We start from the raw sequence: 23,516 nt of genomic DNA, 5'->3' as shown, positions 1-23,516 counted from the left end.
AAGAGTAATTTCCATACGCAGAGGATACTAATGAGCAAATTGAACATTAAGTTTGCAGAAAGAATGCAGCAGCTACCTCCCTATCTTTTTGGGATGATTAATAAGATGAAGATGGAGAAACGCTGGAACGGTGATGATGTCATCGATCTGGGAATGGGGAATCCTATCGACCCGGCCCCGAGCCAGGTGACGGAGAAATTGATCGATGTGGCCAACGATCCCAAAAGTCATCGCTATCCAGTCGCCGGCGGCATGAAAAACCTCAAACGGGAAATTGCGCTGTATTATCAACGGAATTATGACGTCAAACTTAGCGGCACCGATGATGTTATTTGCACTATCGGCTCCAAGGAAGGAATATCACATCTCTGCCTGGCCCTTCTCGGACCGGGAGATTCCGTATTGGTGCCGGCTCCGGCCTTTCCTATACATGTCTATGCCGCCGTTATTGCCGGTGCCTCTGTTATCCGCATTTCATTGTATTCAGAAGAATCTTTTCTGCAGCAGATCCAGAATATCTGCCAGTCCCTGTATCCCAGGCCCAAGCTGGTAATGCTTAATTATCCGCACAATCCCACTGGAGTACTGGCCTCAAAAGAGTTCTTCACCGAGGTTGTTCGCCTGGCCAGGAAATATAACTTTATGGTCGTTAATGATTTCGCTTACTCCAGGATAACCTACGACGGGTATGTCGCTCCAAGTTTACTCGAGATACCGGGAGCTGAGGAGGTTGCCGTAGAGTTCGGATCTTTTTCCAAATCCTATAATATGGCCGGTTGGCGGCTTGGTTATTGTGTTGGCAATCCTCAGATCATTGAAGGACTCTCGCGAATCAAAGGCTATTATGACTACGGCATTTTTTCCGCGATCCAGGTTGCAGGCATCGTGGCAATGCGGGATTGTGAAGACAGCATCGGTGAGCAGGTAGAGGTTTACCAGAAAAGAAGAGACGTTCTCTGTGAAGGTCTTGAGCGAATGGGCTGGCAGGTGGACAAACCGAAGGCCGGCATGTTCCTCTGGGTAAAAATTCCCGAACCATATGCCCAGATGGGATCAATCCGTTTTTCCGTGGAGATGATGAGCAGGGCGAATGTTGCAGTGGCGCCCGGCGCCGGTTTTGGCGAAGAAGGCGATGGCTATCTGCGTTTGGCTCTGGTGGAGAATGAAAATCGCATAAAGCAGGCTCTCAAGCAGATGAAAAGAAGTCTCTCCGATATAGACGACGAAATTGAAAAAGGGGTATTTCAGCTGCAGAAGGAAGAAAACGAAGATTGAGAGTTCGTAAAAATCTCGATTTACGTTCGTTGTAGATCTGAAAAGACGATTCACTTGCTAAATCGCCTTTTCAGAGACTACGCTTGGTATCTCGAGCTTTAACTCTCAGCGAAAACCGTGCCTCATGATAAACTTCTCCAGCATAGTGACAAATCCGGATCCTATTGAATTTATAGAATTGAGATCAAGATAATCCTCAGCCGTTTCATCAAAAAAGAGGTTAAGGTCTGATTCCAGTTCGCCTTCCGGGTGCCAGTAACAGATAAGCATGGGCAGTTTAGGAAGAGGATGAAGGACGACGGAAACATCGGATTGGTAATGATTTTCCACCAGATTGGCACTGAACAGCCGTACCATGTCCTCGAATAGATCCGGATATTCGTCCGCTATCTTCTTTAAGGGTATTTCGCAGCGCTGACCGAACAGGCGAAACCAGTCCTGGCCGCTGGGCAGTTCGCGCAGCGGTACCCAGCGGCCGGTAATTTCCTTATCGCCTCCCCGAAGAATATAATTATAAACGGGTAATGTAACCCATGGAGTGATGTGGATATCGGTGTAGATGTCACCGTTATCGGCAACAGAAAAGTTCTTGCCGAGGACTTTCACGGTAATTCTACCGTTATTGTATGTACCCCCAATTTTGCTGGCGACACTTTGAAGATCAATTTTGGTAATTTCTGATTTAAGCTTTCTCATCGCTTTGTCGATGTTTTCCGCAATGGCGCTTTCGGCAGCGACCTCTCCGTATTCCTGTAGAATTTCCGGGGGGATATGTGGGCAGTCTCTAAGCTTTTTCTTACCGGTATAGACTGCTCCGGCAAATGCCATGCAGGTTGGCAACTGACAGTCTCTGCAGTTGGATCTGTTCAGCAACGTAAATATTTCTAAAGCATTTTTAAAGGTTTTCATGGTGTAAAAACATCCTTACGTAGTTCTTAATACCTCACAAGAACTTGAGTATCTTGGTATATTGGTCAGCAATTGCATTTTCCCTACCACGATAATCGTAAAAAGATAAGGTGTCAAAGTGAGCAGAGCGATGAGGGCAGTTTTTTTTTCGTCAAATTTTTCATAGAGAATGTGAGGATATGTAACAAAATGAATCTGCTTACCCCTGAAACTCTGCTTTTCCTGGCCTTTGAGCCGAGGATTTGGGTAATCAGCGTCCCACCCGGACGATTCCGTGTCAAATTTAAGCACTAACAGAATTACACTAATACAATGCGTTAATAGTTTGTTGGTTAGAAGGAAATGAATATAATGAAAAATATCTGTCATGTTGTTCCTGCCAGGTTTAAAATCCACCTTCCTTTGAGTATATCAAGCTTTCTCGAAGTCGGAGTTTATTGGTGCTTATCGCAGAATCCGTCTCGACAGCTTCTATGACTTTTTTTACGAGATCATTCATCATTGACAAGTGCGTAACCGCAACTAATTATTACTATAGTAATTAATCAGATATTCAGGTTAAAAAGATATCCGTCCCGTCTTTAAATACGGCGTTATTCGGGAGAGCCGGCATGAAATATCGAATAGAAAAAGACACAATGGGTGAGGTCGAAGTAGCGAATGACAAGTTATGGGGAGCGCAGACCCAGCGTTCCCTGATAAATTTCGGGATCGGTCCGCCGGCTTCAATGCCCATCGAAATAATCCGCGCCCTCGGCTATCTCAAAAAGGCAGCGGCCCTGACAAACCGGGATCTCGGTAGGCTGTCTCCTGAAAAAACCGATTATATCGTCAGGGTCTGCCACGAGATTATAGCCGGTGAGCTGGATGAGCATTTCCCTCTGGTCATCTGGCAAACTGGCTCCGGGACCCATACCAACATGAACATCAATGAGGTTATCTCAAACAGGATTCATATTCTGCAGGGAAAGCAGCTCGGCTATGGCACTCGTTTTGCGCACCCCAATGATGATGTGAATATGTCTCAATCATCCAATGACACCTTTCCCAGTGCCATGCATATCGCAGCTGCCATGGTACTGGAAAACAAAACATTGCCGTCCCTCGATGTATTGCTTCAGGCCCTGAAGAATAAGGTTGAGCAGTACAAGGACATTACGAAAATTGGCAGAACCCACCTTATGGATGCTACTCCAATAACTGTTGGGCAGGAATTTTCCGGGTATGTTCATCTGCTTGATCAGGGCAGAAAGTCTCTGTCCCATTCACTGATACGCCTGCAGGAACTCGCATCAGGTGGAACCGCAGTCGGCACGGGATTGAACTGTCCTTCCGGATATGCCGAAAAGGCAGCTGAATATATAGCTAAATTCACTGGATTTCCATTTCGTACGGCACCAAATAAATTTGAAGCACTGTCTGCTCACGATGGTCTGGTTGCCGCACATGGAGCATTAAAGCAGCTGGCGCTGAGCCTTCATAAAATCGCTCAGGATATCCGCCTGCTTGCCTCCGGGCCGCGCTGTGGCCTTGGCGAGATATCCCTTCCTGCAAATGAACCCGGTTCCTCTATTATGCCGGGAAAGGTGAATCCCAGTCAGATTGAAGCACTGACCATGGTGTGCGGCCAGGTAATAGGTAATGATGTCGCTCTTGGTTTTGGTGCGGTCAATGGCCATTTCGAACTCAATGTCTATAGACCGCTTATTATCTCTAACTTCCTACAGTCGGCAAATCTTCTGGCGGATGCTGTTCAGTCCTTCCATGATAACTGTGCTGTAGGTATTCAGGTCAACAGGGAGAAAATTCAGGAACATCTGGAAAATTCTCTGATGCTGGTGACTTCGTTAACCCCCCATATCGGCTATGATAAAGCAGCTGATATTGCCAAAGCCGCTTTCCACAATAATACCACGCTAAAGGCAGAAGCTCTTAAATTACTTGACGTAGAGGAAAAGGAGATCGATCAGTGGCTTAATCCTCAGGCAATGCTCGGACGGGAATGATTTGGAGAGCTTTTTTCCAGATTTTTTTCTTGAAGATTGAGAAATTGTCTGATATGCCGGACAAGATGTGTATCTTCAGTGCGAAGCGACAGTTTTTTTTCTCGAAATGATCTTTTAAATTCCAGCTGCTCTAATGTACCACTAAATTTCATGAAAGGAGGAGAGTATTGTGAAAAAGTATGTATGCGATATATGTGATTATGTATATGACCCAGCCGCGGGTGATCCTGATAATGGTGTTGATCCCGGAACGGCTTTTGCGGATCTGCCGGAAGACTGGGTTTGTCCACTTTGCGGTGCCTCAAAAGACGACTTTACCGAAATGGCCTGACCTAAAACTATTCCAACCGGCGCCTTTCAGCGCTGGTTGGAACCTCCTTGCCCCTTATCTTCCCCTTGGAATTCAACTTTGTTTCCGCTTTTTGATGCGGATGAAAGTTTTAATCTGATTACCCCCTGCAGCTCAGAATTTTCTGGCCCAAGCCAGTACTGCTCTTCTCATCGGGACGCCATAAGCCCATCAATTCCAGGGGGCTACAGCGATCCGGGCTGCAGAGATCCGTGAAAAGAGCAGTCCCGACCTTGAGCTAAGGATTAGGGGGAATCAGGATTTTAATATTCATCTTGTTCCTGAGACATATTGTAGCCGACCTTGAAATTCGGGGCTGCATTTGATAGGATTTTGTTGAAGGGAGATTACAGGCCAGCCAGAGCGAGGTTGCAGTGGAAAATAAGCGGTGCAAAAATGGAAGAAAATATACGTATCCATCTTTTGCGCGACAGAGCGATGCTTGGGGATTGCCACAAAATATCAGTCTTTCTGGGATGATGTGTCGAACATCCAAGCGTATTGATGAGATGACACTACTCGATATCAAATTCCAGTTACCCCAGAGGGGCGACAGGGAATTTGCCGCTGAAATCTGGGTTGAGTGCCGAGGTGTCGTGGTGAGTTGTGAAAGAAGAGAGGCGTGTGGCTTCGCTCATCCTTATGAGATAGAAATATTTTTTGATCATATTTCGGCAAGAAATCGTCTTCTGCTGGCATATTATGTCCAGGGGTGAGTGAGGGGTGCCGGAGATGCCTAATCAGAGGGGAGCTGCGGTGTATGTCCCTCTTCAGCCAGGTAGTCTCGGCTGATGTTTGCCGATGCGATGGTCAATGCTACAACGGAAGGTCCGATAATCAACCCCCAGAAACCCATCGTTGCGATACCTGCCAGTATCGACAGCAGAATCAGAATCTCGTTCATGGTATATTCGAAGCCGAAAAGCCTTTTCAGATAGCCGATAAAGATAAGACGGAGAATATTGTCAATAAAAAATCCCATAACGGAAACGGCAAAAACTAAAATCACCAGTGCATTGATGTAGTTGCGGTCGAAGAGTTCCAGGGCGATAATGGGAATATAAACAAGTGCAGCGCCTATTATGGGAATAATTGAACAGAAACCGGCCAGCACTCCAAGATACATGCTGTTATAGCCGCCTATAAAGACCATCAGCAGACCAAAGGCAAGCCCCTGCGCCGCCATATTGAACAGGGCGCCATAAAAAACCACGGCAACGGTTCCCGAGCATTCCCGGTAGAGATATTTTTCATGTTCGATTGAAGTGGGCAGTAATGTCGCCAGAAAATGCAGGATTCTGTTGCCGTATATATTAAATAGAAAATAAAAGGTAAGTATCCAGCCAATCTGAACTATCAGACCACTCACTCCTGAAATCATATTTTCTCCACCCTTGATAATGGCTTCGATGGATGATCCGTTGATAAGCGAGGTTCCTTCGCTTTGCAGGCGCTGGAAAAGATCATGCAACAGTGGCACGCCTTCCATGAAGACTATTAACCGATTCCACATAGAGAGCGCGGTTTCCCTGATTTCCGACATATTGAGAGCGGACACCTGGTCGATGGTAACTGTGATGAAATACAGCAGAGGCAAAAAAATCATCATCAGGAAAAAGGAAGTAAACAGAGTGGCGACAAGGGCACGGCGGGACCTTCGTACCCAGGCGGGCAGTGTTTCTCTTTTGTCTATAGCCGTTATAAGAGAATTGTAGCCATGGCTGGTTGATAAAGCCAGAACTGTGGCAACGAGGATGTATTTGAGAAATGGAGAAAAGATGTAGAGAGAAGCTATGATAAGTCCCACCGTTAGGAGAGCAATAAAAAAGCCGTTTCTTTTTTGGGTATTCTCCGTCATATGAACCTCAATTATGGCTGACAAAAGCTCGGTCTACGTCTTCGAAAAGGCGATTATCCGTACTGCATGTAACGCGGACTTCCACTGCGGGCACCTGGTAATGTCGAGCTATTCACAGAGCCGTTCTCGATAACTTCAACAACTTTTCTGATTATCCATTTTCTGGCCTTGGTGAGGATTGGGGGTAATCAGGATACTTTTTACAATGCCGTTATGGTTAGTCCTAGTCATATTAATGCTAAATTACTGTAAAGCAAAGTAATTAAGTATTTCCGAGGGCAAAGTCGAACTATTTAAAGGAAAGCAGGACGGAGAAAGAAGGGACGAGGAGCCAAGTGGAATTCATGCAGCCCGCACCATTGCAAGTGAAGGCTGCACGGAGAGAAAGAATCAGGAAGGGAAGCAAATTTTTTTCACATCATTGAAAGTACTTACAAAATGAGGCTTGATTCCTTCCTGGATATGGTCAGGCAGAAGATCATAATCTTCCTTGTTTTCCGCGGGAAGAATGACCTGTTTGATCTTGGCGCGTTTGGCGGCGATCAATTTCTCCTTTACTCCGCCGATAGGCATAATCAGGCCACTCAGGGTGAGTTCACCGGTCATCGCAATGGAATCGGCTATCGGTGTATTCCTGGCCAATGAATAAAGAGAACAGGCCATGGTCACTCCTGCCGAGGGACCGTCCTTCGGTGTTGCCCCGGCTGGTACATGAAGGTGAATGAAATTGTTTTTAAAAAAATCGACGGCGTTCTTATCGTTCCTGAGCAAAGAACGGACGTAGCTGTAGGCAATTTCAGATGATTCCACCATCACCTTGCCGAGTTGGCCGGTTTGTTTGTAGCCGGGTTGCGTTGCCGGGATGGGGATGGATTCAATGTATAGAGTGGCGCCACCCATGGAGGTATAGGCCAGCCCGGTGATAACGCCAATCTGCGGTTTTTTGAAGGCCTGATCTTCGGTGAAGCTTTTCTTGCCCAAAAGATCGTGAAGATCTTCTATTCTTATGCGAATGGTCTGATCGGGATTTTCCACCAAATCCTTGGCCTTTTTCCTCAAAATCTTTTTGATGCAGTTTTCCAGGGTGCGGACCCCGGCTTCTCTGGCATAGCCGTCTATAATGGCACGAAGTACCGATTTTGAGAAAATTACCTGCTTGGCGCTGATGCCATGCGCTTTTCTCTGCTTGGGGATAAGGTGCTTGGTGGCGATTTCCACCTTTTCCTTGTTTATATAGCCGGGAAGACGTATAACCTCCATTCTGTCGATCAATGGCTGGGGAATGGTTTCCATTTGATTGGCTGTGCAGATAAAGAGCACCTTGGAGAGATCAAAACGCACATCAAGATAGTGGTCGAGGAAATCCTGGTTTTGTTCAGGGTCAAGGACCTCGAGCAGCGCTGATGCAGGATCGCCGCGGAAACTTGCCCCTATTTTGTCTACCTCGTCGAGCATTATCAGGGGATTAGCCGTTTTGCAAGTTTTGATTGCCTGAATAAATTTACCGGGCATGGCTCCGATATAGGTTCGCCGATGCCCTTTTATTTCAGCTTCATCCCGCATACCGCCAAGTGAAAACCGGTAATATTTTCTGCCGAGGGCCTTGGCGATGGCCTGACCGATCGAAGTCTTTCCTACACCCGGAGGGCCGACGAGAAGGATGATGGAGCCGGAAAGATCACCTTTGATGATGCCCACCGAGATCAGCTCAAGGATGCGGTTTTTGACGTCGTCGAGGCCATGATGCTCTTTTTCCAGGACATCGGTTGCCTTTTTGATGTCGTAATTATCTTCGGTATACACCCCCCACGGCATGAGGGTCAGCCAATCGAGATACCCGCGGGTTACATTAAATTCCGGAGATGACGGACTAAGGAGTTTGAGCTTGTCGATTTCTTCTTTTATGCGCTCGGAGGCCTCTTCGCTCAAAGTCAGATCCTTCAGACGTTTCTGAAACTTCTCGACCTCGGTCTGCGTATCATCCTTGGCCAGCCCCAGCTCTTTCTTGATTTCCTGGAGCTGTTGTTTAAGGAAAAATTCCCGCTGCTGTTTGGAGAGTTGTTCCTCAATGCGCTTGGAGATCTGGGCTTTCAACTTGGAGACTTCAAGTTCGTTCTTCAAAAGTACGAGAACCTTCTCGATACGCTCTCGTACATTCAGGGTTTCAAGGATTTTCTGTAATTCCGGCCCTGAAGAGGTGGTCATGGAGGCGGCGAAATCAGCCAGCGCGCTGGGATCGCTGACATTGATCCGTTCAATAATCAGTGACAGTCCCTCTTTAAACAAAGGGTTTAATGTTACCAACTCCTTCATGGCATCAACGATGGCCACGGAATATGCTTTGAGTTCTTCGGTAACTTCAATTCTTTCCTCGCGGAAATATTCCACATCGGCATACGGCACTTTATCTTTGAAGGTTATCCGCTGCACCTTGAAGCGCTCAACTGCCTGGACAACCAGCTGCAGAGGCTCCCCCTGATCGAAGGGTGAGACGCTTTGTACTCTGACAACAACCCCCATGGAAAAAAAATCATCCTGTTCGGTGGGGCGATGCTGGAGGTTGTCTTCGGAGGGTTTGACAAGCAGGAGTCCGAAGTACATCGGCTTGGACTTCTCGCCGATTTCCATGATCACTTTCTGGTACTGCTTGTCGTCGACAATGACAGGGCCCATCATTTTAGGAAACATCGGCCGATCATGAAGGGGAAACAGCAGGAGCCTGTCGGGGAATACATCTTTGGCGACGACCAGTGAATGCTCGCTGTTTTTATTTTGTTCATCAGAATAATTAGAATCGTCCGCTGCTATAACAGTTGTATCATCTGCCATATTTCTCTCCTTTCTGTATATTCCGGTAAAGTGAATTTCGTAGCTCAACGTTTCTTAACGTATATATCTTTTTCTCAAAATTTCAAAGGCGGAGCCCAGAAAAGACATTTTTCTGGTCACCGGAAACAAAGATAATGAATTGAAATACTGAAAAAAGATTGACAGCTGCAGAGCTGATGTTCTATTCTGAATTTAATTATGGGCATATGCTCAAAGTAGATTTGGTTCAAATACTATATTTTTCTGTGCAGATAATATAGGAATCATAGTAACTATTCGGCAAGGACTAAAACTGACAGTTTATCCTGAAAAGTTACCAACCATAAACATCAAGTGGCGGGTGAGAGAACATGAGTGATGCACAGCAACGGCTCAATGATTTTATTGAACAATGGCAAGATGGTACAGAGCAAAATAAGAAAGGGTTTGTAAGGCTTCGACAGGTCCTGGAATCCATGGATGCTGTTTCTCTTGATTTTATTCCACGTCAGGGAGTGACATACTCATTGCGTGGAAAACACCTGAGCCAGTCAAAGAGACCTCTTTTTGTCATGGTCGATGTGATCGAGGGAGAACCACGTTGGCTTTCCGTCTGCTTTTATGCGGAAATGATATCGGATCCTGAAGAGAGAGGTGACTTTGTACCTGAAGGACTGCTGGGGGAAGATGCCGTCTGTTTCGATATGGAGGAATTCAGCGAGGAACTTGCAGGTTATCTCGAGGAACGTTTAAACGAAGCATATCTGAGGGCCGCAGCAGCTCAATAAACTGCCCTCATTTTGTTTTGCTATTGAGTTCCATTTTTACGAATCCATCTCGTCAACTTCGATGACTTTACAAGATCATCAAAACTGGTTGTATAACTGAGAGGAGAAGAATACGATGGCAAATTTTCTTTTTGTATTGAGTTCCGCTGATAATGAAAAAGCTACCCGTTGTTTTCAGTTCGCCAAAATCGCTCATTCCAAAGGGCATACGGTAAACCTTTTTTTCATCGACAATGGGGTTGACTGGGCAATCAAGGGGAAAGACGGCAGTGAGAGGACCGTGACCGGTGACTGCCCCGATGATTATCTCCCCTATCTTGTGGAAAATGAGGTACAGACAGGAGTCTGCACACCATGCGCCAACAACAGAAAATTGGATGAAGCGGATTTCCATGCAAATATGTTGCTGGATGGCGGTCCGCATCTGATTGATATGGCGGCGGAGGCCAAAGTCTTTAATTTCTAACAGTCAGAAAAAAAATCTTTCAGGCATCATCCTGCTTCGGGACTACTGCTTTGGAGCAGGATTTATTATTTTTTCAGCCTGATTACCCCCAATCACCAGCTCAAGTCCGGGAGATGCTGAGTTTCAGGGGTAATCAGATTTTCCAGAGTCAGTCTCGTCAACTCCGCATTTTTGTTAACAACGCACAGAATTGAATCTATGGAAGATCTTTCAAAAATCCAATGGCAGTGGCGGTGCTTCACCGATTTCACAGCAGCTCAGATGCACGAAATACTGGCCGTCAGGCAGGAGGTTTTCGTCGTCGAGCAGAAATGCGTATATCTGGATGCCGACTGTTTTGACTGCAGTTCCTTCCATCTTCTGGGAAGGGCTGAGGATGGACAATTAGGAGCCTATGCCCGGCTGAGCTTTCCCGGGAGCAGGTATCAGGAGCCTTCCATCGGCAGGCTCCTGACCACGGCATCTTATCGAGGCAGAGGCTTGGGAAGGATGGCTTTGCGTCTTGCCATTAAAAAAAGCCGCAGGGAATACCCGGGAAAGGTGATCAGAATCTCGGCACAACTCCATCTTGAAAGCTTTTATGGAGAATTTGGTTTTCGAGGCAGAGGACTTCCCTATGACGAAGACGGTATTGCCCATATTGATATGTTTCTGGAGCAGGACGGATGATGGAAGATTTTGGAATCATAAATTTTCCTGCCTTCCTCCTGGCTGGAATACTGCTGAACCTGACGCCTGGCTCTGACACCCTCTATATCCTGGCACGCTCAATTTCCCAGGGTAAGAGAGCCGGCATCCTCTCGGCTCTGGGTATTTCGACTGGAGCTCTTGTGCACACAATTGCCGCCGCTGCAGGTCTTAGCGTGCTGCTTGCCGGTTCAGCAACTCTTTTCAACCTGGTCAAATATGCCGGAGCGCTCTATCTGATCTACCTGGGTATCAAGGCTCTGAAAACCGGGAGCACGCCACAGCCGGGAGAACCACTGAGCACACGGAGATACTCCAGCCGCCAGATCTACATATCCGGGGTGCTGACTAATGTACTCAACCCCAAGGTCGCACTTTTTTTTCTCGCCTTTTTGCCGCAGTTTATCATTCCGGGTGATCATCAGGCAGTCCTCTCATTCCTTATTCTCGGAATTACCTTTATAACAACCGGAACCATCTGGTGCCTTTTCCTGGCGCTTTTCGCCTCCAGCCTGACCGAGAAAATTATCGGCAGCACAGGCTTCTCCAAAATGCTGCATAAAGTGACCGGTGTTCTTTTTATCGGTCTGGGAATTTCTCTGGCGTTCTCCAGGAGATAGTTTGACCGGAAAATCTTCTGCCGGTGTTTGTCGATTACCTCCTGGTCGCGACCCCACAAAAGCTTAGGAAAGAGAGCAGGGAGTATGGTAAGATTACTACGTGTATAAACGGTCTGGACACCGCTCTGCCGCAAAAACCTCTGCAGCGAAATTACCGCGATAAAATTGTGAAGTATTGCTGGTGTCGCGATAAGCACCCGTACGGGCATAAACTCAGATTTCGAGAAAGCCCTGTCTCACACTGCGTCTTGTATATCGAACTTTTTATTTTGTTATCTGAGAGCATGGCAACTCGTGATTATCAGGTGTCTATCAAATGTCTCTAACGTAAAAAGAGGGTTTTTTCCATGAGTAAGCCGCGCTACTATCTTTTGATGATGTTCGTATATCTCGGCATTGTCGCTATTGTCTGCGCTCTTTTATACAAGCCGCTCAAAGGGGCGTTCATGGCCAACTGGGGATTCAATCTTGTCATCTTCGGAGTTCTGGCCATCGGTATTCTACTCAATGTCCGCCGTGTGGTCACCCTTGAACCGGAAATTAACTGGATTAAGATCTTCCGCACCGGAACCTCCGGATTATCGGTTGCCGAAAGCCCGGAACTGCTCAAGCCCCTGGCCAAGCATCTCGAAGGCATGCACCGGGATCGCTTCAGCCTCTCGGCCCTGTCCCTGCGCACTGTACTTGAGGGAATCCGCGGCCGACTGGATGAATCCCGGGAGATATCACGGTATATTGTCGGCCTCCTTGTTTTTCTCGGTCTGCTTGGTACCTTCTGGGGATTACTGGGCACTATCGGTGCGGTCAGCGGTGTTATTGGTGGTTTTGATGTCGGCGACAGAGATTTTGATTTAATGTTCAAGACCTTGAAAGCCGGACTTCAGGAACCACTCCAAGGCATGGGTACGGCTTTCAGTTCATCACTCTTTGGACTGGGCGGCTCCCTGGTGCTTGGTTTTCTCGATATTCAGGCCAACCATGCTCAGAACAGGTTTTTCAATGAGCTTGAGGAATGGCTTTCCGGTGTGACTCAACTGGTGAGAAGGACATCAGGTACTCAGTTTGAGGACGAGCAGCAGTATCCTCCGTCGGAATTTTCTCATTTACAGTTCGACAAGTTGTTGCAGGAAATGCAGCGCACTAACAGTAATATAGAGGAGTTGCTTCAGAAATCGCCGTCCGGATCAGCTTCTGATTCATTCTCTGAGCCGGATAAAGGGTAGGGGGCATAATATGGCCTTGGGCTCACGCCGCTCCCCGCAATCCGAAAGCATCTGGCCGGGATATGTCGATGTGCTTTCGGCTTTATTGATGGTGGTTATTTTTGTCTTGCTGATCTTCACCTTTTCACAATTTATCCTAAGCCATATTCTCACCAGTCAGAGCAGCGAACTGGAAGATCTTCATCTGCAGCTCGAAGAAATAACCAAACGTCTGGGGCTTGAGCAGGAAACTAATGCGGCGATGACGGAAACCATCGCCGCTCTGTCCGCTCAGGTGGATACCTTGACCATTCAGCGCACGGAGCTTCAGGAACAAGTTGAGTATCTGCAAGAAAAGAGGATTGAAGATCGTGAAATAATGGAGGAGGACCTGCGTGCCATGGCCAGCCTGCAGGAAGATATTCAGGCCCTTGAAACCCTGCGTCGAGAGCTGGAGGAGCGAATCGGAGAGCTGGCCGCTACATTGGAGAACGAACAGCAGTTGAGCGAAACCCTGCGCGACCGCAGTAAGGCTTTGCGGGCTCGTTTGGCTGAAGAAAAAGAGAAAACCCTGCTTGTCCAGGAGGAGATCGAACAGCGCGATATCAGGATTCAGGCTTTATCTGCCCTGGTTGGTGAGCAGCGGGAGGCCCTGGAAAACCAGCGCAGCTTGGCAGCGGATGCGCGTGCGGAGGTGGCCCTGCTTAATCGGAAAATGGATCAGCTGCGGCAGCAGCTTGATGAAATCGCCAATGCTCTAAGACTGTCCGAGCTAAAGCGAGCCGAGCAGGAAGAAGAAATTCGTGATATCGGCGAGCGGCTCAATATCGAGTTAGCCAGGCGGGTAACCGATCTGGAGAGATATCGCTCAGAATTTTTTGGACGACTGCGAGACATCATCGCCGATAATCCCATGATAAGCATCGAAGGAGATCGTTTTCTCCTTCAGGCCGAGTTGCTGTTTCCTTCAGGAAGCGCTGAATTGAGTGAGCAGGGCAAAAACGAGCTTGAAGAACTCGCTGAAGTGCTGAGGGGGGTACTTCCGGCAATACCCGATGACCTGCAGTGGATTCTCCGGGTGGACGGCCATACCGACAGGATACCAATAACCACGGCGAATTTCTCGTCCAACTGGGAGCTGTCTGCAGCAAGGGCACTTTCGGTTGTACAATATCTTGCGGGTCAGGGAATCCCGGAGAATCGCATGGCTGCCGCCGGTTTCAGTAAGTTTCATCCCGTTGATCCGGCGGATACTCCGGAAGCCCATCGTCGCAACCGGCGTATTGAAATCAAATTTACCTCGCGCTGACCCTTTTGCATTAGGGACAGCGCGAGAAGGAACCAGAAGTCGACTCAGCTGAACTGGACTCTTAGACTGACTGTTTTCTTGGCGAAAAAACTCAGAAAACAATCTGTAAGGACTAACCCAGCTGAGCTGGATAAGAGTACCTTGGATATAGAGAGCAATTCGCAGTTATCAAATGCTTATTCCTTTTCTTGTTTTTTTCTGGCAGTTTCTAAGGAGTAAGGTACTAATAAAGAGAGGATCTTCGCTTTTTTGATTTGCTGCCGGCCATGCCTACGATACCACCGAAAATAAGAGTCCCTACACCTGCCAGGAACCATTTAATGTTCTGGCTCGCCTTCAGTCGTTTGTTTTCGGCGGTAATGGAATCGAGCTCCTGCTGCAGCTTTGTAATGGTTTGTCTGCTTTGGTCGAGGTTATTTCTAATGGCGATGACATCAGCCGTATCATCGGTGAGTTTCCGATATTTTGCCGTGGTTTCAACGAGCTGATTTTTGTTGTTTTCGAGGGTATTCTGCAGGGCTGTGTTTAAAGCTTTCAGCTCTTCATTCCTGGATTGCAGCACAACAGACTTCTCTTTATATATGGCATTTTCCTTCTGCAGGGCCTCAAGGCTCTCTTCCAGTGGAGGTTCTGTGGTCAGGTATCTCCCTAAAATCCAACCTTCCTGGCCGTCTTTGGTGACAACATTCGTCCAGGAGCCTTCTTCTTTAATGACATCCACAGCGGTACCGTTAGGGACAATAGCCAAAATCTTATAGTCGCTTCCCTGGCCCCGGCGCAGTGGAATTTCAGCTGTAGGCCGTATGTACCAGGTTTGTGCGGCTGCCAGTTCAGTAAACATAACCATAATAAGGGCGCAGCAAAAAAGAGCAGATATAAAACTGAAATGTAAAGGTAGTCTGGAAGTTACTTTCTTCATTTTTTTTTTAAATCTCCATCTGAGGTATATAATTGAAGCCGTGCAAAAACAGTGTCTGTCTCTCGATTATCAGTCTCAATCCGGCCGATCAGCAAATAGCGTTTATCCCGGTCTTTACTCCCGGGGACAGTCTCTTAATAGGTATTGGTTGAGAAAAGGCAACCGTCTGTGCGTCGTTGCGGCTATGATTTTAGTTCTGCTCATTAATTTAGCCCATTCGTATAAATATTACGAATCATTTTCGTGAAGATGATTTCCCGCAGGATTGGAGTGTATGCGGCTCCAGCCGAATCATTTCGAACAAGGCAGTCGATTGTTTTCACAAAGAAATGAAGACGTGAAGGTCTCTAAGGCGCTAACCTGTCATAGATATGCTGCTGCAATTGGAAAATTCAAAGATATCAGATAAAAGGGGGCTGTTCCAAAGTTCACGAAAACAATTGATTCAAGAGGAGTAAACTGATACAAATAAAGAGAGACAACAGGGTGTAAAAATCTACAAGAAAAGGATCTCGGAAATCTCAAATGACTTTTTATCCAGCCCTCTGAAACACGTTTCTCAAGATCATCTTTATTGATATGTGTAATATTGCCAACTGACGTATTGATAATAGAGTGTTTGAAACTGGCGAACAAATAAACAGAGCTGCATTGGGGTAGAGAAATACTATTGAAATGCTTTATAGGGTCGTGCCTCGACATTCTGTATAGGCAATACCCACTTGGAATTATTTAAGGAGAAAACAGATGGCAAGGAACATTTATTGGGCGGATTCATATGTCGAGAAACGATGCAGTGCAGATGATGCCATAAGAAAGATACGCCAGGGGCAGCGGGTTTTTATCGGGTCCGCCTGTGGTGAGCCACAGCAGCTGGTTCGCAGCCTGGCTGACAATGCTGTACGCTTTTCGGGACTGGAAATAGTACGCATGATGAGTATGGAGTCGGTACCTCTCTCGGAGATAGCCAACAAAACTCATGATGCCTCGATGAACATCCGCAATATCTATCTGGGTTCCGCGAGCATCGATACTCTCGCCAGAAACAAAAGATTCATCACCCCGATGAATATGTCCGATGTTCCGTTGCTCTTCAAGAGCAGAAAAATGCCGATCAACGTCGCCCTTATTCAGGTCTCCCCGCCCGATGATTTCGGCTGGATGAGCCTGGGGGTTTCCGTTGATGTTACCTCCGCAGCTGCAAGCTCGGCGGATTATGTGATCGCCCAGGTCAATACACGAATGCCCAGAGTCATGGGACACAGTTTTATTCATGTCAATGATGTCGATGTCATCGTGGAGCACGATGAGGAATTGCTTGCCATTGAACCTCCGCAACAGTCAGAGGTCGCCGTTCAGATAGGCAAAAATATTTCACGTCTTATCGAGGACGGATCCACCCTGCAGGTCGGACTCGATGCCGCCTCCCAGGCAACGGTCCAGGCACTGATTAATAAAAATGATCTTGGCCTGCATTCACAGTATCTTACCGTCGATGTTATGCATCTCTACTCCAAGGGTGTCATAACCAATCGTAAAAAAGGATTCAATGATGGAAAGCTGGTGGCCTCTGCCGCCGTCGGAACCCAGAACCTCTATGAATTTCTTCATGACAATCCCGGTATAGAGTTTTATCCATCAGACTATGTCAATGATCCGTTCATCATTGCCCAGCACAACCGCATGGTTTCCATGAATGTTGCACGATCGATCGATCTGATGGGACAGGTAACTGCGGAAGCCGCTGCCCAGACCCTGTATGCCGGGGTCAGCGGTATACCTGATTTTGTCAGGGGCGCCAAGAGATCAAAGGGGGGAAAATCGATCATATTCCTGCCTTCCACCACTGCGGACGGCAAAAAGAGTACCATCATACCCATCACCGAAGGGGTGCCGATTGTTCTTCCGCGAGGTGATGTGCACTGGGTGGCCACCGAATATGGAATTGCCAATCTTTTTGGAAAAAGTATGCAGGAAAGGGTAATGGCTATGATCACCATCGCTCACCCTGACTTCCGCGATGAACTTCTCGATGTGGCCAAGGACATGGGCATGATCGGCAAGGAGAGGACTCTTGGCGAAGCGGTACGGGCCGTCTATCCTGTCGGACTTGAAGACAGCATCGTCAGGGGTGACAAGCGCATCACTCTCCGGCCGGCAAAGCCTGTAGACGAGAGACGGATTCAGGAACATTATTATAAACTTGAAAAGAAGGATGTCTTCTCCAGGTTTTTCCACGATAAAAAGAGCTTCAACCGTTCCGATCTGGAGAATAAGTCTCATATAGATTACATCAAGGATCTCACACTGATCGCTACTGTCGGGGAAATAGGTTTCGAAGAGGTGATCGGTGTAGCGGAATATTTGCTTATCGTCGAGCAGAATATGGCCGAGGTGGCCTTCTCTATCGACAAGAAATATCAGGGTATGGGGCTGGGTAAAATATTTATGAAAAAACTTTCGGAAGCTGCCAGGAGCAATGGTATATCCGGACTCATGGCCTATACCGTACCGGAAAATAAAGCAATGATCGGGCTTTTCAAGACCTTGCCGTATAAGGTCAAAACGACCATAGAAGATGATGCGCTGGTGTTGACCTGCAAGTTCAACGAGCTCAGGGAGGGATTGCTCTAATTTTCAGATCCCCCAATAGACAGGAGGGATAGAGTCCCTCCTTTTTGTCTTTATTCCTACTGCATCTTATCAATGTGATAAAGCAACTGTGTCGGTGCTGCGAAGCCGTCAATAAGTCTCTTCCTTGATCTCAAAATATTTTTGCTCATGAACGCAGGCAGGACAGAGACTCGGGGCTTCAGCGCCTTCATGGACATACCCGCAATTCCTGCATTTCCAGCGGATTGATTTATCTTTTTTGAATACTTCGTCATTCTCTAAATTGGCTATGAGCTTGTTATAACGGGCCTCGTGTTCAACTTCAACCTTGGAAATCATGGTGAAGGCGGCGGTGATTTCTGGAAATCCTTCCACTTCGGCAATGCGCGCAAATTCAGGATAGAGCACGCTGTGCTCCTCGTTTTCACCGGCAGCGGCCATCTTCAAATTTTCAAGAGTTGTTTCAATGGTGCCGGCGGGATAGCTTGCCGTAATCTCAACATCTCCTCCTTCGAGAAATTTAAAGAAACGCTTGGCGTGCTCTTTCTCGTTTTCCGCGGTTTCAAGAAAAATCGCGGAAATCTGCTCATAGCCTTCCTTTTTGGCCACGGAGGCGGCATAGGTGTAGCGGCTGCGTGCCTGTGATTCGCCGGCGAAGGCCTTCAGAAGATTCTGTTCTGTCTGTGTTCCTTTAAGTGATCCCATTTAATGCTCCTTTTAAAGTGATTTTGTAGATTAATCATTAATAAGATAGGAAATCTTAAAAAAAAATTCGATAATAAGACTGTTTCTGATATGAATTGCTAAATGTTTTAATACGGAAGCGTATGTCCTCTTCCTCAAGGGAATGTTGCTAATGCACAATACTCGCTTTCAGGTAAGTTGTCAAGAATAGTTCACGTTATTACTAATGCTTATGCAGTAGTCCGAAGAATCTGCCGATGAAAAACAGATCTGCGGGTTTGCTTCGGTGAAGACTACCGGAAATCGCAGTGAAAAGTTAATTATTGCCTGATTACCTTCATTTCTGGTAGTAAAAGTTTGACGCATTTGTTAGAAGCTCGATCTACATCATTGTAATATCTGAAACGGCGATTTGCCGTACATTTCATTTCAGCTGAGAGGCCTGGGAGCAATGTCTATATTCTATGTCGATGGTAAATATGTCGAGGCAGCCGAAGCAGTCCTTCCTCTTAATGATATGGCAATCCTGCGCGGTTATGCAGTATTTGATTATCTGCGGACCTATGGCGGCAGGCCTTTTCATCTGGAGGATCACCTGCTGCGACTGCGCAATTCCGCGGCACTTCTTAATATTGCCTGTCCCTGGTCTCATGAATATCTGAAGGAAATTGTCGGTACACTGCTCCACCGCAACAATTTCAGTGAGGCGAATATCCGCTTTCTGATAACAGGCGGCGAAAGTGATGATTCCATTACCCCCATGGACCGACCGCGCTTGGTCATTATGGCAACGCAGCTGAAAAAATTCCCTCAGGAATGGTACAGTAAAGGAGTCAAAGCCATTACCGCCGATGTGACGCGGCATGTTCCGGGATCGAAAAGCACCAACTATATCCAGGCCGTACTGGCACTCAAGAGGGCCCGGGAGTGCGGAGCCATCGAGTCGCTTTACGTTAATGAAAACGACGATCTGCTGGAAGGGACAACTTCGAACCTGTTTCTTGTGAAAGATAACCGCATTGTCACCCCCGAGAAAGGCATATTACCGGGTGTTACCAGGGAAATCGTGCTGCAGCTTGCCGGGAAGGAGTTTTCTGTAGAACGAGGCATCATCAAAAGACAGGATCTGGCAAATTTTACCGAGGCATTCCTGACTTCGTCGAACAAGGAAGTCGTGCCGGTTGTTCAGATAGATAACACTAAATTTTCTGAAAGACCCGGTAGAGTCACACAACGTATAATTATGCTGTTTCGGCAGTATACTGATTCGTGGTGATAGGCTGGTCTGCCCTGTGACAATCGATGGTTTTTCTTTGAATCACTTTCCCACTCCTTCACCAGTTATTGAATTTTCCGAAGCGCGACAGCTGTTCCGGTGCTTTTACAATTACCTCTAAAAGTAGTCTGCAGGAAAATCGCCATCTCATATATTGTCTTGATATTGGTAACTATTGTCATATAGTTTCCCAGAGCGATAGAGGATGGACTTGTCCATTCCGGCAACTTCGATGACTTTTTGGTGGGATCATCAATGATTGTCCCGGAGAAAATTAGCGGGAAAATGGATTGAACTATGAAGAAAGTATTAAGCGAGCGCATTGAAGAACATGTCATTGCCGAGGAACCTTTTTATATACCCCAGAGCAATGAAATAGAAATTGCCCTTGCCGCCTATGAAAATCAGTTTCCGCTGCTGTTGAAAGGACCGACAGGCTGCGGTAAAACCAGATTTATGCATTTTTTGGCCTGGCGGTTGAAGCTTCCGATCATAACGGTATCCTGTCACGATGATTTGTCGACCTCCGATCTTGTCGGCAGGTATTTAGTCAAAGGCAGTGAAGCGGTGTGGATGGATGGGCCACTGACTTTAGCGGTGAGAAATGGTGCCATCTGTTACCTGGATGAAATCGTTGAAGCACGCAAGGATACCACCGTGGTGATACACCCACTGGGAGACGACAGACGGCAGCTTCCCATCGAGAAGCGCGGTGAAATCCTCACCGCGCCACCGGAGTTTATGCTGGCTGTTTCCTATAATCCCGGCTACCAGAGCGTGGTCAAGGATCTCAAAATTTCAACGAGGCAGCGTTTTGTCTCCATCTCTTTTGAGTACCCGATAAGGGAGATTGAGAGAGAAATAGTTGCCAGGGAGGCCGGCATTGAGAATGATCTTGCGGAAAAACTGGTGAAGATCGGTCATATGACACGCAACCTCAAGGATTCGGGATTGCCGGAAGGAGCTTCCACGCGTTTGCTTATCCAGACGGCTTTTCTTGTTAAAGCAGGCATCAGCACCCGCCGCGCCTGTAAGGCCGGTATCATTGAAAGCCTGACCGATGACAGCGAACTTATAGACTCATTAGAGGATATGACACGAGCAGTTTTCTAGCCCAAGTATTTCATGAAACCATTTAAAAATTTAATGAATTATTATGTGGCACAAAGTGTAACCATAAGCTGAAATCAGCTTTTTCATCCTTCGGGCGGACTGCCCATGTGACGCGTTATCGCGAGCTGCGGTAGATTGCTACAGCTTCGCTCGTGACGCCTCGTCCATAAACAAGGCAGACTCGTGAAATAGCCAGGCTAGATCTTTTCCTCAGTTAAAAAAATGGATTACATAGAGTTACGGAAAATATTTCATGAGCAGGTGTACCCGGCGCAACCCAATGAATGGGATATCGAGGATGCGCTCTATGATCTGGAAGATCTGAATGAAGAGCAGCAGCGCTTTCTTCTGCAGGCCGTTTCAACGGTTTGGCCGATCAGCCACAGTCTCTCTTTTTCTTTTCTCAAGGAGGGAGCTCGCCACGCCGGAAAGCTTGACAGCGAGACCCTTGCAGAATGGCTAAGGAGAATTCTCTTCAATTACGAGGAAGGTGGACTGAAGAAGGCCAGAGCCTATATGGCAGAGTCTCACCCTGACCAGCTCCTTGAAGAGGTCGAGCCTGCCGTTGTTCGTCTTTCGGAAAATCTCGGCCGTCTGACCGCCTATGCCCGAGGAATATCCGGACTTGAGATCAAGCTTCAGGGTTCGGGGCTTATCTATACCGACACAGAAACGATCTATCTTCCCGAAGAAGTAGATTTCTTCATCAACAGCAATAAAAATCTGCTCTTCTATAAACTCATTATAAGCCTGCAGACAAGCTTTATCCTTCAGGGCAGCCTAGGCCATAGTCAATCGTTTCAATTGTGGAGATCTGCGCCGCAGAGACCGGAAGAAAAAATTAAGGGGAGCCCCGGGGCCATTTTTTCTTTTGAAAAATTCGATGATCGGCAATGTGCCGCAGAACTCTATCAGTTGAAGGAGTTGTATCGCTCCTTCCAATTGCTGTACCGGGATTTCCCGGGCCTTATTAGGGAAACCGCCCATATCAGACGGCAGTTGCTGCATCTTCGTAAGGTGAATCAGTGGGGCAGGAAAACCATTCTTGAAGATCTATTGCGGGTCATAGTCTTGCCGGAAGACCGTTGCATATCTCCCGAATCAACACTGCTGTCACTCCTGCACACCCCTCAGCAAGGCCCTGAAATACTGAAGAAGATGTATGAGTATGTCACGGAGCGGGAGAAAAACCGGGCACCATTCAATTTCTATCCGTTTATGGATGCTTTCAACTTCTCCGAGGTAGGGAAGGTAACCGAGAAACGAATCGAGAAAAACAAAAAAGAGTTTGAAACTCTGCTTGCAGATTTTCTGATAAAAAGTGAGCAGATCTCACTGGACCGATTAGATTTTGATGCTACAGTGGAGCAGGGAGACAGCGCTCGTCTTCAATTAGCTGAAGGTGGAACAGATGACACCGGGGCCGGTGCCAGTATAACCATCGACAACAAGAGCATCGAATTGCCCGAAGAGATCCAGGCACTTATCGGCAGCATCCAGGCAGATCTCGGGAAAATGCCCGATGGTTATGTCTCTGCCGCTTTCGGTATTGCCGGACAGGGCAGACCGGCAGGTGAGGAAGAGATGGAAGAGATCGTAGAAGAATCCGTTGAACGATTTATTCCATATGATGAGTGGGATTACCGCAGACATGGCTATAGAAAAAACTGGTGCAGCCTGCGGCAAAGGACTCTCACAGGCGTGAAATCGGATTTCGTTGAGCGCACCCTCGTCAAGCACAAAAAGGTACTTCTGAAGATTCGCCGTCAATTTGAAATGATGCGGACTCAGGAACGTTTCGCCAGGAGGCGAAGATACGGCGATGATCTGGATCTCGACGCCCTGGTCGAATCAATGGGTGATCAAAGCGCCGGATTGCCGCCTTCTGAAAAGGTCTTCATCAGGCTGATACGCAATCAGAGGAGCATCTCGACCAACTTCCTGGTGGACATGTCCAACTCAACGGAAGGGTGGATAGGTATTGCCATAAAAGAGGCGCTGGTCTTGCTCTGTGAAGCTATGGAGACTGTGGGCGACAGATATGGAATCTTCGGTTTTTCCGGGATGCGTCGGATGCGCTCGGAAGTATATAAGATAAAAGATATCGCCGAGCCTTACAGCCGGGTGGTCAAGGAGAGAATTGCCGCAATAGGACCAAAGGAATACACCAGGATGGGACCGCCTATCCGCCATATGATAAAATATTTTGCCGATATTGAGGGAAAAAGCAGGCTGCTTCTGATCATTTCCGATGGTAAGCCAGAGGATTATGACGATTACAAAGGTCAATACGCCATTGAGGATACGCGGAAAGCTCTGGCCGAAGCCAGAGGACAGGGTATTCATCCGTACTGTATAACCATCGACCAGGAATCACATGATTATCTCGAACATCTCTTTGGCAGGGGAAACTATACCTATGTGAACAATATCGAGCAATTGCCTTCTCGGCTAACGGAAATTTACCGTTTGCTGACGAGATAGGAGAATGTCCTGGAGCTTTGTAGGAGTTAATGTGCCGGGATCACGGATAGTGCAACATGTTAAAGTCTGCATGCCGTATCATGTCATGTTTGATTTCCTACAAAATCTAATTCCCTTTCCACCTAACTATAAGGTATATTCTTAGGAGGG

Annotated in this window: 19 protein-coding genes; 14 read left to right on the top strand and 5 right to left on the bottom strand. The window is 47.2% G+C overall.

Features of this window, described 5'->3' with window-relative positions; translation table 11 throughout:
- Positions 1-30: 30 nt before the first annotated feature.
- Positions 31-1,275 carry an aminotransferase class I/II-fold pyridoxal phosphate-dependent enzyme gene (locus JWG88_RS03560; protein ID WP_205232312.1) on the top strand — a complete coding sequence of 415 codons (1,245 nt, stop codon included), beginning with the start codon at positions 31-33 and terminating at the stop codon, positions 1,273-1,275.
- A 105-nt stretch (positions 1,276-1,380) separates the two neighbouring features.
- Here the strand turns inward: JWG88_RS03560 and JWG88_RS03555 are convergent, their stop codons facing one another.
- Positions 1,381-2,184, bottom strand: coding sequence for a DUF3786 domain-containing protein (locus JWG88_RS03555; protein WP_205232311.1), 804 nt, complete (start codon positions 2,182-2,184; stop codon positions 1,381-1,383).
- 611 nt (positions 2,185-2,795) lie between these two features.
- Here JWG88_RS03555 and fumC point away from each other — a divergent pair.
- From fumC to JWG88_RS03540, 3 genes are all read left to right on the top strand, one after another.
- On the top strand, positions 2,796-4,190 hold the full coding sequence (gene fumC / locus JWG88_RS03550) for a class II fumarate hydratase (RefSeq protein WP_205232310.1): 1,395 nt from the start codon (positions 2,796-2,798) through the stop codon (positions 4,188-4,190).
- Positions 4,191-4,359: 169 nt separating this feature from the next.
- Positions 4,360-4,521, top strand: coding sequence for a rubredoxin (rd, locus tag JWG88_RS03545; RefSeq protein WP_205232309.1), 162 nt, complete (start codon positions 4,360-4,362; stop codon positions 4,519-4,521).
- Positions 4,522-5,015: 494 nt separating this feature from the next.
- Positions 5,016-5,255: a hypothetical protein gene (locus JWG88_RS03540; protein WP_205232308.1), complete on the top strand. Its 240-nt coding sequence runs from the start codon at positions 5,016-5,018 to the stop codon at positions 5,253-5,255.
- A gap of 20 nt (positions 5,256-5,275) precedes the next feature.
- Here the strand turns inward: JWG88_RS03540 and JWG88_RS03535 are convergent, their stop codons facing one another.
- Positions 5,276-6,397, bottom strand: a complete 1,122-nt coding sequence (locus JWG88_RS03535) for an AI-2E family transporter (RefSeq protein WP_205232307.1) — start codon at positions 6,395-6,397, stop codon at positions 5,276-5,278.
- A 390-nt stretch (positions 6,398-6,787) separates the two neighbouring features.
- Positions 6,788-9,226: an endopeptidase La gene (gene lon / locus JWG88_RS03530; RefSeq protein WP_205232306.1), complete on the bottom strand. Its 2,439-nt coding sequence runs from the start codon at positions 9,224-9,226 to the stop codon at positions 6,788-6,790.
- Positions 9,227-9,576: 350 nt separating this feature from the next.
- Here lon and JWG88_RS03525 point away from each other — a divergent pair, with 350 nt between their 5' ends.
- The 6 genes from JWG88_RS03525 (at position 9,577) to JWG88_RS03500 (ending at position 14,277) form a co-directional block, all read left to right on the top strand.
- On the top strand, positions 9,577-9,993 hold the full coding sequence (locus JWG88_RS03525) for a hypothetical protein (protein ID WP_205232305.1): 417 nt from the start codon (positions 9,577-9,579) through the stop codon (positions 9,991-9,993).
- A 115-nt stretch (positions 9,994-10,108) separates the two neighbouring features.
- A complete protein-coding gene (locus JWG88_RS03520) occupies positions 10,109-10,459 on the top strand; it encodes a DsrE family protein (RefSeq protein WP_205232304.1) in 351 nt (116 codons plus the stop codon).
- Positions 10,460-10,657: 198 nt separating this feature from the next.
- Positions 10,658-11,128 (top strand): GNAT family N-acetyltransferase, encoded by a 471-nt coding sequence (locus tag JWG88_RS03515; RefSeq protein ID WP_205232303.1) that lies wholly within the window; start codon positions 10,658-10,660, stop codon positions 11,126-11,128.
- The gene (locus JWG88_RS03510) at positions 11,125-11,766 is read left to right on the top strand and encodes a LysE family translocator (RefSeq protein ID WP_240194234.1); all 642 of its coding nucleotides are present in this window, start codon (positions 11,125-11,127) and stop codon (positions 11,764-11,766) included. The genes JWG88_RS03515 and JWG88_RS03510 overlap by 4 nt, the downstream gene beginning before the upstream one ends.
- 347 nt (positions 11,767-12,113) lie before the next feature.
- Entirely contained in the window at positions 12,114-12,989 is an 876-nt protein-coding gene (locus tag JWG88_RS03505; RefSeq protein ID WP_205232302.1) for a biopolymer transporter ExbB, read from the top strand.
- A 10-nt stretch (positions 12,990-12,999) separates the two neighbouring features.
- Positions 13,000-14,277 carry a peptidoglycan -binding protein gene (locus JWG88_RS03500; RefSeq protein ID WP_205232301.1) on the top strand — a complete coding sequence of 426 codons (1,278 nt, stop codon included), beginning with the start codon at positions 13,000-13,002 and terminating at the stop codon, positions 14,275-14,277.
- A 223-nt stretch (positions 14,278-14,500) separates the two neighbouring features.
- Here JWG88_RS03500 and JWG88_RS03495 read toward each other — a convergent pair whose 3' ends face one another.
- On the bottom strand, positions 14,501-15,196 hold the full coding sequence (locus JWG88_RS03495; RefSeq protein WP_205232300.1) for a TIGR04211 family SH3 domain-containing protein: 696 nt from the start codon (positions 15,194-15,196) through the stop codon (positions 14,501-14,503).
- 747 nt (positions 15,197-15,943) lie between these two features.
- On the opposite strand from JWG88_RS03495, the gene JWG88_RS03490 reads away from it, so the two are divergent.
- Positions 15,944-17,830: a GNAT family N-acetyltransferase gene (locus JWG88_RS03490; RefSeq protein ID WP_205232299.1), complete on the top strand. Its 1,887-nt coding sequence runs from the start codon at positions 15,944-15,946 to the stop codon at positions 17,828-17,830.
- Between the two features lie 108 nt (positions 17,831-17,938).
- On the opposite strand, the gene rbr is transcribed toward JWG88_RS03490, so the two are convergent.
- Positions 17,939-18,514, bottom strand: a complete 576-nt coding sequence (gene rbr, locus JWG88_RS03485; RefSeq protein ID WP_205232298.1) for a rubrerythrin — start codon at positions 18,512-18,514, stop codon at positions 17,939-17,941.
- A 430-nt stretch (positions 18,515-18,944) separates the two neighbouring features.
- Between rbr and JWG88_RS03480 the strand changes: the two genes are divergently transcribed.
- From JWG88_RS03480 to JWG88_RS03470, 3 genes are all read left to right on the top strand, one after another.
- Positions 18,945-19,769, top strand: coding sequence for an aminotransferase class IV (locus JWG88_RS03480; RefSeq protein ID WP_205232297.1), 825 nt, complete (start codon positions 18,945-18,947; stop codon positions 19,767-19,769).
- Between the two features lie 297 nt (positions 19,770-20,066).
- Entirely contained in the window at positions 20,067-20,882 is an 816-nt protein-coding gene (locus JWG88_RS03475) for a CbbQ/NirQ/NorQ/GpvN family protein (protein WP_205232296.1), read from the top strand.
- Positions 20,883-21,104: 222 nt separating this feature from the next.
- Entirely contained in the window at positions 21,105-23,366 is a 2,262-nt protein-coding gene (locus tag JWG88_RS03470) for a nitric oxide reductase activation protein NorD (protein WP_205232295.1), read from the top strand.
- Positions 23,367-23,516: the final 150 nt, after the last annotated feature.

The sequence above is a fragment of the Desulfopila inferna genome, assembly GCF_016919005.1.
GTDB lineage: Bacteria > Desulfobacterota > Desulfobulbia > Desulfobulbales > Desulfocapsaceae > Desulfopila_A > Desulfopila_A inferna.
The sequence above is the reverse complement of the archived record's forward strand: the minus strand, read 5'-3'. Positions and strand labels throughout refer to the sequence as shown.